The sequence below is a fragment of the Bradyrhizobium sp. BR 1433 genome (genome assembly GCF_051547665.1).
Lineage (GTDB): Bacteria > Pseudomonadota > Alphaproteobacteria > Rhizobiales > Xanthobacteraceae > Bradyrhizobium > Bradyrhizobium australafricanum.
The window spans coordinates 6,635,057-6,649,591 of the sequence record NZ_JBPUGG010000001.1 but is presented as its reverse complement, the minus strand read 5'-3'; the positions used below and the strand labels follow the sequence as shown (position 1 = coordinate 6,649,591).

The 14,535-nt window shown below is 64.8% G+C and carries 13 protein-coding genes and 2 pseudogenes; 11 read left to right on the top strand and 4 right to left on the bottom strand.

Annotated elements, in window-relative coordinates; translation table 11 throughout:
* The first annotated feature begins 71 nt into the window (after positions 1-71).
* Entirely contained in the window at positions 72-971 is a 900-nt protein-coding gene (locus ACSKB9_RS31995) for an alpha/beta fold hydrolase (protein ID WP_438078102.1), read from the top strand.
* 69 nt (positions 972-1,040) lie between these two features.
* Positions 1,041-1,845, top strand: a pseudogene (locus ACSKB9_RS31990) (isocitrate lyase/PEP mutase family protein).
* An 82-nt stretch (positions 1,846-1,927) separates the two neighbouring features.
* Here ACSKB9_RS31990 and ACSKB9_RS31985 read toward each other — a convergent pair.
* Both ACSKB9_RS31985 and ACSKB9_RS31980 read right to left on the bottom strand, forming a co-directional pair.
* Positions 1,928-2,881 (bottom strand): ABC transporter substrate-binding protein, encoded by a 954-nt coding sequence (locus ACSKB9_RS31985; RefSeq protein WP_438080494.1) that lies wholly within the window; start codon positions 2,879-2,881, stop codon positions 1,928-1,930.
* 179 nt (positions 2,882-3,060) lie between these two features.
* The gene (locus ACSKB9_RS31980) at positions 3,061-4,779 is read right to left on the bottom strand and encodes an adenylate/guanylate cyclase domain-containing protein (protein ID WP_438078100.1); all 1,719 of its coding nucleotides are present in this window, start codon (positions 4,777-4,779) and stop codon (positions 3,061-3,063) included.
* Between the two features lie 367 nt (positions 4,780-5,146).
* On the opposite strand from ACSKB9_RS31980, the gene ACSKB9_RS31975 reads away from it, so the two are divergent.
* Both ACSKB9_RS31975 and ACSKB9_RS31970 read left to right on the top strand, forming a co-directional pair.
* Positions 5,147-5,707, top strand: a complete 561-nt coding sequence (locus ACSKB9_RS31975; protein ID WP_438078098.1) for a phosphonopyruvate decarboxylase — start codon at positions 5,147-5,149, stop codon at positions 5,705-5,707.
* The gene (locus ACSKB9_RS31970) at positions 5,707-6,300 is read left to right on the top strand and encodes a thiamine pyrophosphate-dependent enzyme (protein ID WP_438078096.1); all 594 of its coding nucleotides are present in this window, start codon (positions 5,707-5,709) and stop codon (positions 6,298-6,300) included. Before ACSKB9_RS31975 ends, ACSKB9_RS31970 begins: the two co-directional genes overlap by 1 nt.
* Before the next feature lie 165 nt (positions 6,301-6,465).
* Here the strand turns inward: ACSKB9_RS31970 and ACSKB9_RS31965 are convergent, their stop codons facing one another.
* The gene (locus ACSKB9_RS31965; RefSeq protein ID WP_438078094.1) at positions 6,466-7,389 is read right to left on the bottom strand and encodes a LysR substrate-binding domain-containing protein; all 924 of its coding nucleotides are present in this window, start codon (positions 7,387-7,389) and stop codon (positions 6,466-6,468) included.
* A gap of 152 nt (positions 7,390-7,541) precedes the next feature.
* On the opposite strand from ACSKB9_RS31965, the gene ACSKB9_RS31960 reads away from it, so the two are divergent.
* The 6 genes and pseudogenes from ACSKB9_RS31960 (at position 7,542) to ACSKB9_RS31935 (ending at position 13,140) form a co-directional block, all read left to right on the top strand.
* Positions 7,542-8,711, top strand: coding sequence for an acyl-CoA dehydrogenase family protein (locus ACSKB9_RS31960; protein ID WP_438078092.1), 1,170 nt, complete (start codon positions 7,542-7,544; stop codon positions 8,709-8,711).
* Between the two features lie 11 nt (positions 8,712-8,722).
* On the top strand, positions 8,723-9,823 hold the full coding sequence (locus ACSKB9_RS31955) for a CaiB/BaiF CoA transferase family protein (protein ID WP_438078090.1): 1,101 nt from the start codon (positions 8,723-8,725) through the stop codon (positions 9,821-9,823).
* Between the two features lie 27 nt (positions 9,824-9,850).
* A pseudogene (locus tag ACSKB9_RS31950) lies at positions 9,851-10,704 on the top strand (FAS1-like dehydratase domain-containing protein).
* A gap of 104 nt (positions 10,705-10,808) precedes the next feature.
* Entirely contained in the window at positions 10,809-11,861 is a 1,053-nt protein-coding gene (hisC, locus tag ACSKB9_RS31945) for a histidinol-phosphate transaminase (RefSeq protein WP_438078088.1), read from the top strand.
* A 93-nt stretch (positions 11,862-11,954) separates the two neighbouring features.
* Complete coding sequence (locus tag ACSKB9_RS31940) at positions 11,955-12,845, top strand: MBL fold metallo-hydrolase (protein WP_438078086.1); 891 nt, start codon at positions 11,955-11,957, stop codon at positions 12,843-12,845.
* Positions 12,846-12,951: 106 nt separating this feature from the next.
* On the top strand, positions 12,952-13,140 hold the full coding sequence (locus ACSKB9_RS31935) for a hypothetical protein (RefSeq protein WP_438078084.1): 189 nt from the start codon (positions 12,952-12,954) through the stop codon (positions 13,138-13,140).
* Between the two features lie 118 nt (positions 13,141-13,258).
* Here ACSKB9_RS31935 and ACSKB9_RS31930 read toward each other — a convergent pair whose 3' ends face one another.
* The gene (locus tag ACSKB9_RS31930) at positions 13,259-13,858 is read right to left on the bottom strand and encodes a VOC family protein (RefSeq protein ID WP_438078082.1); all 600 of its coding nucleotides are present in this window, start codon (positions 13,856-13,858) and stop codon (positions 13,259-13,261) included.
* Positions 13,859-13,971: 113 nt separating this feature from the next.
* On the opposite strand from ACSKB9_RS31930, the gene ACSKB9_RS31925 reads away from it, so the two are divergent.
* A complete protein-coding gene (locus ACSKB9_RS31925) occupies positions 13,972-14,478 on the top strand; it encodes a winged helix-turn-helix transcriptional regulator (RefSeq protein ID WP_438078080.1) in 507 nt (168 codons plus the stop codon).
* The last annotated feature ends 57 nt before the right edge of the window (positions 14,479-14,535 follow it).

The following is a 14,535-nucleotide window of genomic DNA, read 5'->3' as shown; positions in this document are numbered from 1 at the left end:
ACTTGACCAGATATGTGCGCTACGCACATATTTAGCCGGGAGCGCAACGACGACACAAATGGAGAGCAGCGATGACGACCCGAAGCACCGCACTGGCAACGCGTGACGCCGCCGGCAGCGAACCCGCCCTGAAATATGTGCAGGCCAACGGCGTGCGATTTGCCTATCTCGAACAAGGCAGCGGACCGCTCGTCATGTTCATGCATGGCTTTCCCGACAACGCCTGGTCGTACCGAAAGCAGCTGCAGGTGTTCGCGGATGCCGGCTATCGCGCGGTCGCGCCGTTCCTGCGCGGCTATGCGCCGACGGAGATTCCGGCCGACGGCATTTTCGATCCGATCGCGCTGGGCCAGGATCTCGAAGCGTTGATCGCGGCGCTGAGCGAAGACGGACGGGCCTACGTCGTCGGCATGGATTGGGGCGGTACGTCAACCTTCCAGGCGCTGGCCACGGCGCCGTCGGCGATCAAGGCCGCGGTGGTCATGAACACCGCGCACCCGATCACAATCCCAAGCCTCCGGAGCGATCCCGATGCCGTTCGATCGGTTTTCCATGTCTATTTCTTCACGGTGCCTGGCGCTCACTCGGCGGTCAACATCGAGGGACTTCCCTTCGTCGACTACCTTTGGAAGCTGTGGTCGCCAACCCTGCAGAACGACGAGCATCTCCGCTCGGTCAAGGAGACGCTCAGCTCTCCCGGCACCATGAAGGCGGCGCTGAAATACTACAACGGCCTGGTCGATGCGGGAGTTGCGGGCCGGCTACCGATCAACGACATGCATACACCGACGCTGACAATCTATGGCGGCAACGATCCGACGGCGCGGTATTCGATCAAGGAAGAGCCGCTCTTCAAGGGACCACATCGGCGCATCGTCCTGCCCGACGTCGGCCACTTCCCGCACCTCGAGCGTGAGGCCGAGGTCACAGGTCTGATCATGGACTGGTTCACAACGCACGCCGCCGACTGAACGGACGCCACCACCTGCGGCCGCGTCAGCCACACCATCCTTCGAATTCTCTGACCAGGAGTGCGCGCAATGGACGCCACGACACAGCAGCACTACGCCGAAGCGTTTCACCGACTTCACAAGCAGGGCGATCCGCTCGTCCTGTTCAACGCCTGGGACGTCGCCACCGCCAAGGCGATCGCGAAGGCCTCGCCGGCGGTGGCGACCAGCAGCGGCGCGGTCGCATCCGCACTCGGCTACGCCGACGGCGAAAATGCCCCGCTCGACATCGTGGAAGGCCTGGTCTCGCGGATGAGCGCGTCGGTACCGGTTCCGGTGTCGATCGATCTGGAGGCGGGATATGGCGACACTCCGGATGCCGCCGCGCATTCGGCGGCAAGGATCCTGAAGGCCGGCGCGATCGGCATCAATATCGAGGACGGGCTTGTTGCGCGGAAAGCGGCAGCTCGTCGCTCCGGAGCAGCATGCCGCGAAGATCAGGGCGGTGCGGGACGCCGCGCAAGAACTCGGCGTTCACCTCTTCATCAATGCGCGAACCGATCCGTTTCTGCTGAAGTTCGGCCCGCCGGAGCAATGCCTGAATGAGGCGGCAAGGCGGGCGGAAGCTTATGCCGATGCGGGCGCTGACGGAATTTTTGTGCCGGGGCTCACCGACCTTGCGCTGATCGAGAGGTTCGTTCAACTGACGCCCCTGCCCGTCAACATCATGGTGACGCAAGGCGTGCCCGAAATCGGGGAGCTCGCCCGTGCCGGTGTTCGCAGGGTGAGCCTTGGACCGTGGCCGATGATGGCGGCAATGCGTGTCATCGGACAGGCGGCCGCCGCGGTCGCCACGAGCAAGCAATACGGCGCGTTTCTACAGCCCAACAGTTGAACCCGTGAGCGCACGCGATGCCACGGTCCGGCCGAACCGCTCAGTCCGTGCCGGCCGGACTACCAGGTCATGAACGAATTAGTCATTCGATCACCTCGTCTGCGCCGCTGACGACTGAAGCAGAGAACTCGTGGCCGAGCAGTTTGGCGGTCTTCAGGTTGATGACGAACTCGACCTTGGTGACCAGTTGGACCGGAAGATCAGCAGGCTTCTCACCTTTCAGAACCCGGCCGGCGTAGACGCCCGCGCGTCGATGCGACTGCACGAAATCTCCGCCATAGCTCATCAAGCCTCCGGCTGTCGGGAAATCCCGGGTCTGCGTGATTGCGGGAACGCGATACTTCAGTGCGAGATCGGCCAATCGCCGGCTGCGAAATGCAAAATAGGGATCGGAGGTGAAAACAAGCGCGTTGGTCGGCTCTCTCGCTACGGAAGCAAATACGGATTCAAACTCCTCCTCCTTGCTTGCCCTCGATATCTGCAGATGGACCCCCAAAGTTTCGGCAGCGGCCTGAAGCCTCTGCAGTTGCGAGCTGGCGGTTGGACTTGTCGGGTTGGTCACGACCCCCAACGTTTTCGCCCCCGGCAGAAGTTCGTGCATCAATTCGAGCCGCTTCGGCGACACGTCGACGCTCAGGCTCGAGATTCCCGTGATGTTGCCTCCCGGCCGCGACAGGCTGTCCACCACACCCAGCTGAACGGGGTCGCCGCCCATCTCGAAAACGATTGTCTTGGTGACGCCGGCAGCCTTGGCGGCAAGCGCGACGGGCGCGCCGCCGGGCGCGACCACCACATCGACGTCGCGCGCGATCAATTCGCCGGCCAGTGCAGGTAACTGGGCATATTGCCCATTGGCCCATCGATATTCGATCGCAACGTCGCGGCCTTCGACAAAACCGGCTTCACGAAGTCCCTGGTGAAAAGCCTTCAGCCGGCTGCCAAACAACTCCGGCGATTCCGGACAAAGATAGCCGATCACAGGCATCGACGGCTTCTGCGCCCGCGAGGATGTGGTCCAGGCCGCGGCGGCGGCCATCAACAACAGGACCTCACGCCGGCTGCCGCGTCCGTGGGATGTTGCTGCACGAGAGTGAGCGCAACTCATGCTCTATCGACCCGCTGGCATTCGCCGTCGGCGGAAGTATATCCCACGATCCGAAACCAGTCGCCAATGGACTGCACCGAACCGCTCCGGTCTACATCGGCCAACGCACATCAAAAAGATATTCCGAACACCGGAATGGCGTCATCGAAGCCCTTGATTTGGCGACTCCCGATATCCTCCAGGGAGCGCATGCCTCTGACGCTTGCGGCGGTCCCTGCGTCCATCAGGATTTCCCGATCTGCGGCAGATGCGCACAGGCGAGCGGCGAGATTCACGACACTGCCGATGGCCGTGTAATCGAGCCGATCTTCGTAGCCGATCCGCCCAACCGTCGCCGATCCACTCGCAAGCCCTATTCCAAAGCCAACCTGGTAGCCCCGCGACCGCCAGCCGCCGATCAAGCCTTGCACGCGCTTCTGCATTTCGGTCGCGAGGTCGACGGCTCTCAGCGCCGGCTCCTCGACCGGCACGGGTGCGTTCACCAGCACCATTAGCCCGTCTCCCGAGAAGCTGATGAGCGTTGCTTCGAACCGCGCAATGACCCTGCCCAGAACCTCATAATATTCGGACAGCACGCTCATGACCTCCTCGGGAGCGACGCCCGCGGAAAACGCGGTGAACCCGCGCAAGTCACAGAACACAACGACGACGTCGGTGCGGCGGCCATCCAGCACGCTGTCATCGCCGGCACGATCGACGAGATCGGCGACTTGAGGCGCGAGAAACCGCTTGAGCTTCGCGATCCGCTCCTGGTGCTGCTGCGCCAGCGCGAGCTCGCCGGCCATCCTGTTGAAGCTGCTTGCCAGACGCTGAAATTCGTCCCCGGTCTGGATCGAAATGCGGTGCTCGAACGATCCGGCGCCGATCCGCTCCGTCCCCTCCTCGAGCAGCCTGATCGGCTCGGTCATCCGGTGCGCGAATGCATAGGCGAGCAGCCCTGCAAATACGGTGCTGCCTGCGAGAAGCACTGTGGTCCGTCGCAACGCGGCATAGATCGGGGCGTAAGCCTCGGAGAGCGGCTGCGCCACCACGACGGTCCAATCGGGACCCGCCACCGGAGCCGCGCGGGCGGCAACCGGACGTCCCTGTCCGTCGCGGCCCGTCGCAAAGCCCGCTCCCGGGCCGATCGCGTCGCGTATGGTGCGAAACGGCTGAGAGGTTGTTTCTTCCAGCCCGCGGAGGACGAGGCTGATGTCGGGATGGGCAATGAGGCGGCCCGGCCGGTCCAGCACGAAGGCGAGGCCCGTCTCTCCCACCTTGATCGCCGATACGACATCCCAGATCAGCTTGAGATTGACTTCGGCGATGACTGCGCCGACCGCGGATCGGTTACCCACGAGCGCAATGGTCAGATACGGCTCTGAGCCTCTGTTGTAGCTGACATCGCTGAACCAAACCTGGCGCGCGTGGGCGCCGACCAGCGCAGGTTCAGCCGATCGGTCGATACGACTTTCAATTCGATTGAGGCCGACCCGTGAGACGTAGAGACGCTCCAACCCATTGTTGTCGATCAGTGTCAGGCTGACGACGGCCGGCGCTTGACGAAACAGACGCAACGCATCGGTTCGGCGCCCCTCGTCGGCCTCGTCGGTCCAAGGAAGCTGGACCAGCCAGCCAAGCTGGCTTGCAATGTCGGAGATGAAGTTATGAATTTCAGCGGCCGCGGAAGTCGCCTGAACACCGAGCAACTGGTCCAGCCTTGCGCGCTGATCGCGGTAACCGAACCAGGCTTCGATCGACCCGTTGATCACGAGCGGAAGCGCGACGGCCAGGAACAGTGCGAGAAAATACTTTGGGAAGAGGCCGCGAAACCGATCTCGGACAATCATGCCCTGATCCCTGAAAATGCGACGGATATATCGATATGCGAAATGAAGCCTTGAAAATGAAGCCGGCGCTGCCGCCAACCGGCATCTTCTAGCATAGAGCGTCGTTTTAGGCCGTAATGGGGCTGTCGTTCGACCCGACCAAAGGACGCAGCCGGCTCCAGCCGCCATTTCGCTTGCGTCGGCCCTGCAAAACCTTGGGCCCTATAAAATTCCGGCATAGCTGGGCGAGCCAGATGCGAAGAGAATAAACCCCTGACCTGGCCTAAAGCCAGCGGTGTGAGGACGCGCCAATGCGCGTCCCTTGTATTGACGCGTTTTTCTTCGCGAACCGGTACCCGGTTCGTTCGAAAACGCTACCGCCGAGGCCATGATGGACCAGATTGCCGTTCACCAGGACAGCGCGACCAGCCGGGACTGGCCGGTTGCGATCTACCGCACGCTGAAGAGCTTTGGCGTGGCACAGGTGTCCTATGTTCCCGATGCGGGACATTCCAAGCTGATCAAGCTGTCGCACGCCGATGCCGACATCAAGACCACGGTGCTGACGACAGAGGAAGAGGGCGTGGCGCTTTCGGCCGGCGCCTGGCTCGGCGGCGATCGCGCGGTGCTGTTGATGCAATCGAGCGGCGTCGGCAATTGCGTCAACATGCTGTCGCTGATGGCGAGCTGCCGTTTCCCGCTGCTCACCTTGGTGACGATGCGCGGCGAATGGGCCGAGTTCAATCCCTGGCAGATTCCGATGGGCCGGGCGACGCCGCAGGCGTTCGAGATCATGGGCACCACCGTGCTGCGGCTGGAGACCCCTGATGACGCCGAGGAGGTGATCTCGGCCGCCGCCTCGCTCGCCTACGACGGCGACCAGCAAGTCGCGGTGCTGATCTCGCAGCGGATGATCGGGCGCAAGAAGTGGACCAGGGAGACGCACTGATGTCGGCACCAACAGGCACTCTCGATCGCCGCGCCGCCGTGAAGGCGCTGCTCGCCGACCGCGGCGAGTTGCTCGTGATCTCCGGGCTCGGCTCGTCGTCCTACGATTTGTTCGACGCCGGCGAGCATCCCGGCAATTTCTATCTGTGGGGCGCGATGGGCGGCGCGGCGATGGTCGGGCTCGGCCTCGCGCTGGCGCAGCCGAAGCGCCCGGTGCTCGTGATCACCGGCGACGGCGAGCAGCTAATGGGGATCGGCAGCCTGCTGACCATCGCGACCAAGCAGCCCGGCAATCTCTCGATCGCGGTGCTCGACAACGGCCATTTCGGCGAGACCGGCATGCAGCCGAGTCACTCCGGCCTCGGCGCCAGGCTCGAAGTGATCGCTGATGGCGCGGGCATCGGCAATGTCTGTGAGATCGCCGACATGGCCGGCATCGAGAAATTCCGCACCAGCCTGCGCGATCTCGACGGCGGCCCGCGGCTGGCGCGCATTCGCATCGCGCCCGGCGAGGTCGAACGCGCGTTGCCGCCGCGCGACGGCACCTACCTGAAGAACCGCTTCCGCGGCCATCTCGGCTTCAAGGTGAGCTGAGAGCACAAGGATGTATCTAACTCCGTCATTGCGAGGAGCGAAGCGACGAAGCAATCCATCGGCCCGCATAGGCGGCGTGAATGGATTGCTTCGCGGAGCCTGTCATCCGGCGGCGCTAGGCGCCGACCGGGTGGCTCGCAATGACGCAAGTAACCGCAGCCGCGCTCAGGCGAGCTGGATATCCCAGAGCCCCTCGGCGCGCAGCGCCGCGACCTCGTCGCGCAACAGCTTCGCGATCAGCGTCATCGCGTTGGAGCCGGGATGCTCGACCGGCGAGGCCAGCGTCAGCTCGCGCCGTGGCGCCGGCCGCGCGATGGCGGCGGTCTCGAGCCGGCCCTCCGCCACCTCGGCGCGCACCGAGGACGGCGGCAGCAAGGTATATCCGAGCCCCTCCTCGACCAGGCTGGTCAGCACGCGAAACGAATCCGCCTCGAGCTTGACGTCGAGATCGATCTTCTTCTTGGCCGCGGCATGTTCGAGCAGCGCACGGAGGCCGTGCGAGTGACTTGGCAGCACCAGGCGCTGGCGCATCAGCCAGCCGAACTCGACCTGCTTCTTCGGCTTCAGCCCGCTGCCGCGCGGGCCGACCGCGACGATGCTATCGCGGCCGAGGCTCTGCACCGCCAGATGCAGATCGACCGACGGGCCGTAGATCACGGCAAGGTCCATCTCGCCACGATGCAGCCACTCGATCAGATGGCCGCTGTAGCTCTCGACGATGCAGAGCGAGATGCCGGGATAGCGCTCCACCGTGCGCCGCGCCAGCCGCGCCGACAGCACGCAGCTCACCGTCGGCACCAGCCCGAGCACGACGCGCCCGGACGGTGCGCCGCCGGCGGACTGGATGTCGTCGCGGATCTGGTCGATCTGCCGCACGATACCGCTGGTGCGCGCCAGCAGCAGCCGGCCGGCATCGGTCAGCACCATGCCGCGGCCGTTGCGCGTGAACAATTCGGTGCGCAGCTCGTGTTCCAGCAGCTTGATCTGCCGGCTCAGCGCCGGCTGCGCGACCCGCAAGGTATCGGATGCCTTGCTCAGGCTCCCGAGTTCCGCGACGCACGCAAAGGTCCTAAGCTGGCGGAAATCCATACTTGCCAATCCTGGAAGGCAGGTTCATACGCTATAACAAAACAGCATAGGGAGTTTACCGGGGCCCCACAACAGCGGGCGTTTTCTTCACGCGAACCGATTTCCGCTTCGCTCGAACACGCTCTGGCGCAACCTCTCGGCAAGACGAAACAATGACCGCACACGATCAACACATCGACGACCATTCCGACATCCGCGACGCCGTCGCAAAACTCTGCGCGCAGTTTCCCGGCGAATACTGGCGCAAGCTCGACCGCCAGATGGCCTATCCTAAGGAGTTCGTCGATGCGCTGACGGAGGCCGGCTATCTCTCGGTGCTGATCCCCGAGGAATATGGCGGCGCCGGCCTGAAGCTGTCGGCGGCGGCGGCGATCCTGGAAGAGATCCAGCGCGCCGGCTGCAACGGCGGCGGTTGCCACGCCCAGATGTACACGATGGGCACCGTGCTGCGGCACGGCAATGACGCGCAGAAGGCCAAGTATCTGCCGAAGGTCGCGACCGGCGAGTTGCGGCTGCAGGCGTTCGGCGTCACCGAGCCGACCAGCGGCACCGATACTTCCTCGCTAAAAACCTTCGCGCGCCGCGAGGGCGACCATTACGTCGTCAACGGCCAGAAGATCTGGACCAGCCGCGCCGAATATTCCGACCTGATGGTCCTGCTGGCGCGCACCACACCGAAGGAGCAGTCGAAGAAGCGCACCGACGGTCTCTCGGTGTTCATCGTCGACATGCGCGAGGTGAAGGGCAAGGGGCTGGAGATCCGCCCGATCCGCACCATGATGAACCATGCCACGACCGAAGTGTTCTTCACCGACATGAAGGTGCCGGCGGAGAATCTGATCGGCGAGGAAGGCAAGGGCTTTCGCTACATCCTCTCCGGCATGAACGCCGAGCGCATCCTGATCGCCGCCGAATGCGTCGGCGACGCCAAGTGGTTCATCGCCAAGGCCACCAACTACGCCAAGGAGCGCAGCGTGTTCGGCCGGCCGATCGGCCAGAACCAGGGCATCCAGTTCCCGATCGCAAAAGCCTATGCCTCGATGCGCGCGGCCGAATTGATGGTGAAGGAAGCCACCCGCAAATATGAGGCCGGTCTCGACTGCGGCGCCGAGGCCAACATGGCCAAGATGCTGGCGGCCGACGCGTCCTGGGAAGCCGCCAATGCCTGCGTGCAGACCCATGGCGGCTTCGGCTTCGCCGAGGAATACGACGTCGAGCGCAAGTTCCGCGAGACCCGGCTCTATCAGGTGGCGCCGATCTCGACCAATCTGATCCTGTCCTACGTCGCCGAGCACGTGCTCGGCATGCCCCGCTCCTACTGAGTTGCTTGATCATGCTGCCGCTTGAGGGATTGACCGTCATCGCCGTGGAGCAGGCGGTTGCCGCGCCGTTCTGCTCGTCACGCCTCGCCGACGCCGGCGCCCATGTCATCAAGATCGAACGGCCCGAAGGCGATTTCGCCCGCGGCTACGACGCCGCGGCGAAGGGCCAGAGCAGCTACTTCGTCTGGCTGAACCGCGGCAAGGATTCCGCCGTGGTCGACCTCGCCACCAAGGAAGGCCGCGCGCAGCTCGAGACGCTGATCGCCGGCGCCGACGTGCTGCTGCAGAACCTCAAGCCCGGCTCGATGGACAAGCTCGGCTTCTCGCGCGAACGGCTGCGCAAGGATTATCCGAAGCTGATCATGTGCACGATCACGGGCTATGGCGACACCGGTCCCTATGCCGACCGCAAGGCCTATGACCTGTTGATCCAGGCCGAAAGCGGCCTTGCCTCGATCACCGGCGGCCCCGAGGGCGCCTCGCGCGTCGGCATGTCGATCGTCGATGTCGCGACCGGCGCCACCGCGCATGCCGCGATCCTCGAGGCGTTGATCGGCCGCGGCCGCACCGGAGACGGTGCCGACATCCGGATCTCGATGTTCGACGTGATGGCCGACTGGCTCACCGTACCGCTGCTCAATGCCGAGGACGGCAAGTCGCCGAAGCGGATCGGCCTCGCCCATCCCTCGATCGCGCCCTACGGCGTGTTCCGCTCGAAGGACGGCAAGGAGATCCTGATCTCGATCCAGAGCGAGCGCGAGTGGAAGACGCTGTGCGCCAAGGTGCTGGACCAGCCCGGCCTGCCCGACGATCCGCGCTTTGCCAACATGGTCGAGCGCGTGCGCAACCGGGTGCTGACCGACGAAATCGTCAGCGACAGCTTCGGTAAATTGACGCGCGAGGAATTGCTGGCGAAGCTCGCCGAGGCCGACATCGCCTTTGCCGAGGTCAACAGCATGGACGACCTCGCGAAACATCCGCATCTGCGCCGCATCGAGGTCGACACGCCGAACGGCAAGGTCAGCTATCCGGCGCCGGCCGCGATCGTGGTCGGCGAGGACAGGCACTACGGCAAGGTGCCCGCGATCGGCGAGCGCATCAAACGTTCCTGAAATCTCTCCTACCCGGGCAACACAGTCATGACCGACAAACTCGACCTCGATCATCTCCGCCAATGGATCGGCAAGACCACGGAGGCCTCTGACGTCGTCACCAAATATCTCGTGATGGGGCTGCGCGCGACGCTGTTCCAGGAGATCGGCGAGCCGAAGGCCGGTGATGCCGCGCCGTGGACCACGCACTGGTGCCTGGCGCAGCCGGTGTTTCCGATGTCGCAGCTTGGCCCCGACGGCCACCCGACCCGCGGCGGCTTCCTGCCGCCGGTGCCGCTGCCGCGGCGGATGTGGGCCGGCGGCGAGCTCGAATTCTTCGACAGCTTGCGCATCGGCGATGAGGCCAAACGCACCTCGAAGATCGTCGACGTCACGGTCAAATCGGGCTCGACCGGCACGCTGTGCTTCGTCTCGGTCAATCACGAGGTGACGACCTCGCGCGGGCTTGCGGTGCGCGAGCGGCAAGACATCGTCTATCGCGAGATGACGAGCACGCAGGGCGCTGCGCCCGCCAAGGAGCCGCCGCCTCCACCGGTCGCGCAGCATCGCGAGAGCCACGTCTCCGACCCGGTGCTCTGTTCCGCTACTCGGCGCTGACTTTCAACGGCCATCGCATTCATTACGACCGCGACTACGTCACCAAGGTCGAGGGCTATCCTGGCCTGATCTTCCACGGCCCGCTGCAGGCTTCCTTCATCGTCGAGTTCGCCGCCAAGCTGCGCGGCGGCAAGCCGCCGAAGAAGCTCGCCTATCGCGGCGTGCAGCCGCTGTTCGAGGGCAGCGAGTTCTCGATCAATGCCAGCGACAAGGACGGCGGCTTGGAGCTGTGGACCGCGAATGCCGAGGGCCAGCCGACCATGAAGGGCACGGCGACCTGGTAACGCGCGAGCACGACGCCTGTCATAATGCGAGGGAATAAAGAGGCGCTTTCATCAGCGCCTCGTATTCCTTATTGTGATCGCGTTCGATCGCTGGGTCGCAGATCATGAGTCGCTTCTGGAGTTCGGTCGTCCACAATCTGTCGCCATACGTGCCCGGCGAGCAGCCGAAGATCGACGGCCTCATCAAGCTCAATACCAACGAAAACCCCTACCCGCCGTCGCCGCGCGCGGTGGCGGCGATCACAGCGAACACGGATCGCCTGCGGCTCTATCCGGACCCGCGCGCAACCGCGCTGCGTGAGGCGATCGCGAGGCGCTACAACGTCACGGCGGACGAGGTGTTCGTCGGCAACGGCTCGGACGAGGTACTGGCCCACGCTTTCCCGGCGCTGCTGAAGCACGACGCGCCGCTGCTGTTTCCCGACATCACCTACAGCTTCTACCCGGTCTATTGCCGCCTCTATGGCGTCAGCTACGAGCAAGTGCCGCTCGACGCCGCGATGCGGCTGAACCTTGCCGACTACCGGCGGCCCGGCAGCGCCATCCTGCTGTGCAATCCGAACGCACCGACCGGCACCGCGCTGCCGCGCGCCGCGATCGAGGCGCTGCTCGCCGAGCATCCCGACCGGCTGGTGGTGGTCGACGAGGCCTATGTCGACTTCGGCGCCGAGAGCGCCGTGCCGCTGGTCGCGCGCCACGACAATCTGCTCGTCATCCAGACGCTCTCGAAATCGCGCGCGCTGGCCGGCTTGCGCGTCGGCTTCGCCATCGGCCAACGCCCGCTGATCGAGGCGCTGGAGCGGGTCAAGGACAGCTTCAACTCCTATCCGCTGGACTGCTTCGCGATCGCGGGCGCGGTCGCCGCCATCGAGGACGAGGCGTGGTTCGAGGAGACGCGGCAACGCATCATCAGGAGCAGAGAGGCGCTGGTGCACAACCTTATTGAGCTGGGCTTCGAGGTGCTGCCGTCGCAGGCGAATTTCGTGTTCGCTCGCCATGGCGGCCATCGCGGCGCCGATCTCGCCGCGAGGCTGCGCGAGCGCGGCGTGCTGGTGCGGCATTTTCAGAAGCCGCGGATCGAGGACTTCTTGCGCATCACGGTCGGCACCGACGATGAGTGCGGCCGCCTGATCGGCCTGCTGCGCGGCATGGTCTGATAGCCGCTCACCAGCGACGCAACTTGCGATCGACGGCGCCAACCTGCATAGTGACCGCGCGTTGGATGCACGGTTCTCCGGGAAGGAGCGGTCATGCGATTTGCGATCGGCGACGCGACCGTCGACGTCATCGTCGACGATGACGATTTCGTCCTTCCGCTCGCCGAATTCCTGCCCGGATACGATCGCGGCTTGATCGAGGCGCATCGCTCCACGCTGGAGCCGGTGTTCATCGACCTCGCCCGCGGGCTCGCGAAACACGCGATCCAGAGTTTTGTGGTGCGAACCGGCGGCCGAACGCTGCTGATCGACGCTTGCATCGGCGAGCAGAAGGACATCCCCGAGATTCCCGCCTGGCATCGGCGGCGCGGCAGCGGCTTCCTTGATCGGCTGCGCGCGAGCGGCATCGACCCGGCCGGCATCGACGTCGTATTCTGCACCCATCTGCATGTCGATCACGTCGGCTGGAATACGCGCCAGGACAACGGCCGCTGGCAGCCGACCTTTCCTAACGCGCGGTATCTGTTCGGCCGCCGCGAGCTTGCCGACTGGATGACACAGCATGATGCCGGGCGCGCCCCGCCGATCCACGCCCGCGCCCTGGAGCAGAGCGTCATCCCGATCGTCGAGGCAGGCCGTGTCGATCTGGTCGACGATGGCCATCAGTTGGGACCGGGCCTGCGGCTGGTCCCGCTGCCGGGCCACACCAGCGGCCAGATGGGGCTGATGGTAGACTACGCACAACATCGCGCGATCTTTTGCGGTGATGCCGTTCACAATCCGGTGCAGATCTTCCAGCCCGATCTGTCGACATCATCCTGTGCCGACCCACAGCTCGCGCGCGAGACGCGGATGAAGATCCTGGCGGAAGCCGCGGACAGCCGCCGTCTCGTCATACCCGCCCACTTCCGCGGCCCGCGCTGTGCCCATGTTCGCCGAGACGGCGGTGGCTACGCGCCGGTGTTCGACGCCCTGCATCGGTGAGAAGCAACACCCGGCGCCGCGGCTCACCGCGTGAAAGCCGGGCGTATCTCCAGTCCATTGGAACCGAAACCCGGCTTGCGCGTTCCCCGCCCTGACGGAGGACGCCATGCTTAGAGACGAACAGGTCGCGGTTCTCTGCGACATCGCCCAATCCATTGCCTTCGCCGACGACGTGCAAGGCGAGGTCGACCGGCTCATCAGGGAGGGATACGTCGCCAAGGACGGCGGCCTCTACGAGCTGACGCCGAAGGCCGAGAAGGTTTTGTCCGAGCGCGGTGCCTGCCTCAAGGCGTGACGCCGCCTACCCGGCCGGCATACACCACGTCCGGCAACCTTGGCGCCGAGCGCGGCGGTCCGTTCGCGAAACTGCGCGATCGATTGCGCCGCCATGACGGATACTCCTGTTTGATCCTTCACTCCGGCAGCGGGCTCCCGGCCTGTTCGCGCACGATGTAATCGACGTACCAGTCCGGCCAGTTCGCATCGTGCCCGCCGGTTCGCTTCTCGTGCTCGCCATGGGCGGCCGATGCGCGCCGCAGCGCGGCGGCCAGATCGGTCGATGAGGTGAACGTCGTGCTGCTTCCGTCGACGCGACCGGGCAGACGCTGCGTCACCTGCTGCAGCAGCCAGACATTGCCGTCGGGATCGTTGAAGGTCGCCAGCGAACCGTAGCTCGGCCGCTCCGGATCGGGTCCCTTGACGCAGCCCGCCGCCCCGCGATGAAACACCTCGCTGACATCGATGCCACGCGCGATCAGCTCGGCACGCGCCGCTTCGATATCATTCACGATCAGGAAGCGCGGCAGCGCGGATCCCTTGTCGAGATGGATCGAGGTCGGCGAGCCCGGCGGCGTCAGTTGCAGCGCCCGGGACCCGTCCGCCCTGACGAAATCGGCGTCGAGCCGCCAGCCGAGATTTTCATAGAAGCGCTTGGCCCGGTCGACATCGGACACCGAAATCACCACGACCTCGAGCTTCATGTCGACACCCGGTTTCCTGCTTTCGGTACTCATGGCGTGCTCCTTGAAATGTGAGGGACCGGGCGGAAACGCCCGTTGCACCCGCCTTGACGATCGCCCATCTTGCTATGAAAATCATAGCAACAATGCCGGATGAAGAAAACGTGATGGCAAGGCCAAAGGGCAATCCTGCTGACCAAACGCTGTGTCCGGTGGCGCGCGCCGAGACCGTGGTGGGCGACCGCTGGACCGTGCTGGTGCTGCGCGAGCTGTTCGCGCGCAACCATCGCTTCGAGGAGATTCAGGCCCATACCGGCGCGACCCCGCAGATGCTCGCCGCGCGGCTGAAGAAGCTGGAGGCGGACGGACTGGTGACGCGGCGCGTCTACAACAAGCAGCCGCTGCGCCACGGATATCATCTGACGGAGAAGGGCGCGGCGTTCTTCCCCGTCATGTTCGCGCTGCGCGCCTGGGGCGAGACCTGGTGCAAGTCACCCAGGGACGGTCTTTCCATGAACTATACGCACCTCGTCTGCGGCAAGCCGGCGGGGCTCGGTCCGGTCTGCCAGTCCTGCGGCAAGCCGCCGCATTGGGCGGACATGGTGGCGGAGCGAACGCCGAAATATCAGAGAGAGCGCGATGCGCGCTGGGAGGCCTTCAAGGCGGCCCGCTGAACGCACCGATCCCGCCGGCGCAAGCGGACGATACCCGTTTGCACCGTCGCACGTCCC

What these genes read in the sequence shown, in the direction of transcription:
- ACSKB9_RS31995 (WP_438078102.1), top strand. Translation starts at nt 72, where the DNA reads ATGACGACCCGAAGCACCGCACTGGCAACGCGTGACGCCGCCGGCAGC.
- ACSKB9_RS31985 (WP_438080494.1), bottom strand. Translation starts at nt 2,881, where the DNA reads ATGGCCGCCGCCGCGGCCTGGACCACATCCTCGCGGGCGCAGAAGCCG.
- ACSKB9_RS31980 (WP_438078100.1), bottom strand. Translation starts at nt 4,779, where the DNA reads ATGATTGTCCGAGATCGGTTTCGCGGCCTCTTCCCAAAGTATTTTCTC.
- ACSKB9_RS31975 (WP_438078098.1), top strand. Translation starts at nt 5,147, where the DNA reads ATGATGGACCAGATTGCCGTTCACCAGGACAGCGCGACCAGCCGGGAC.
- ACSKB9_RS31970 (WP_438078096.1), top strand. Translation starts at nt 5,707, where the DNA reads ATGTCGGCACCAACAGGCACTCTCGATCGCCGCGCCGCCGTGAAGGCG.
- ACSKB9_RS31965 (WP_438078094.1), bottom strand. Translation starts at nt 7,389, where the DNA reads ATGGATTTCCGCCAGCTTAGGACCTTTGCGTGCGTCGCGGAACTCGGG.
- ACSKB9_RS31960 (WP_438078092.1), top strand. Translation starts at nt 7,542, where the DNA reads ATGACCGCACACGATCAACACATCGACGACCATTCCGACATCCGCGAC.
- ACSKB9_RS31955 (WP_438078090.1), top strand. Translation starts at nt 8,723, where the DNA reads ATGCTGCCGCTTGAGGGATTGACCGTCATCGCCGTGGAGCAGGCGGTT.
- hisC (WP_438078088.1), top strand. Translation starts at nt 10,809, where the DNA reads ATGAGTCGCTTCTGGAGTTCGGTCGTCCACAATCTGTCGCCATACGTG.
- ACSKB9_RS31940 (WP_438078086.1), top strand. Translation starts at nt 11,955, where the DNA reads ATGCGATTTGCGATCGGCGACGCGACCGTCGACGTCATCGTCGACGAT.
- ACSKB9_RS31935 (WP_438078084.1), top strand. Translation starts at nt 12,952, where the DNA reads ATGCTTAGAGACGAACAGGTCGCGGTTCTCTGCGACATCGCCCAATCC.
- ACSKB9_RS31930 (WP_438078082.1), bottom strand. Translation starts at nt 13,858, where the DNA reads ATGAGTACCGAAAGCAGGAAACCGGGTGTCGACATGAAGCTCGAGGTC.
- ACSKB9_RS31925 (WP_438078080.1), top strand. Translation starts at nt 13,972, where the DNA reads ATGGCAAGGCCAAAGGGCAATCCTGCTGACCAAACGCTGTGTCCGGTG.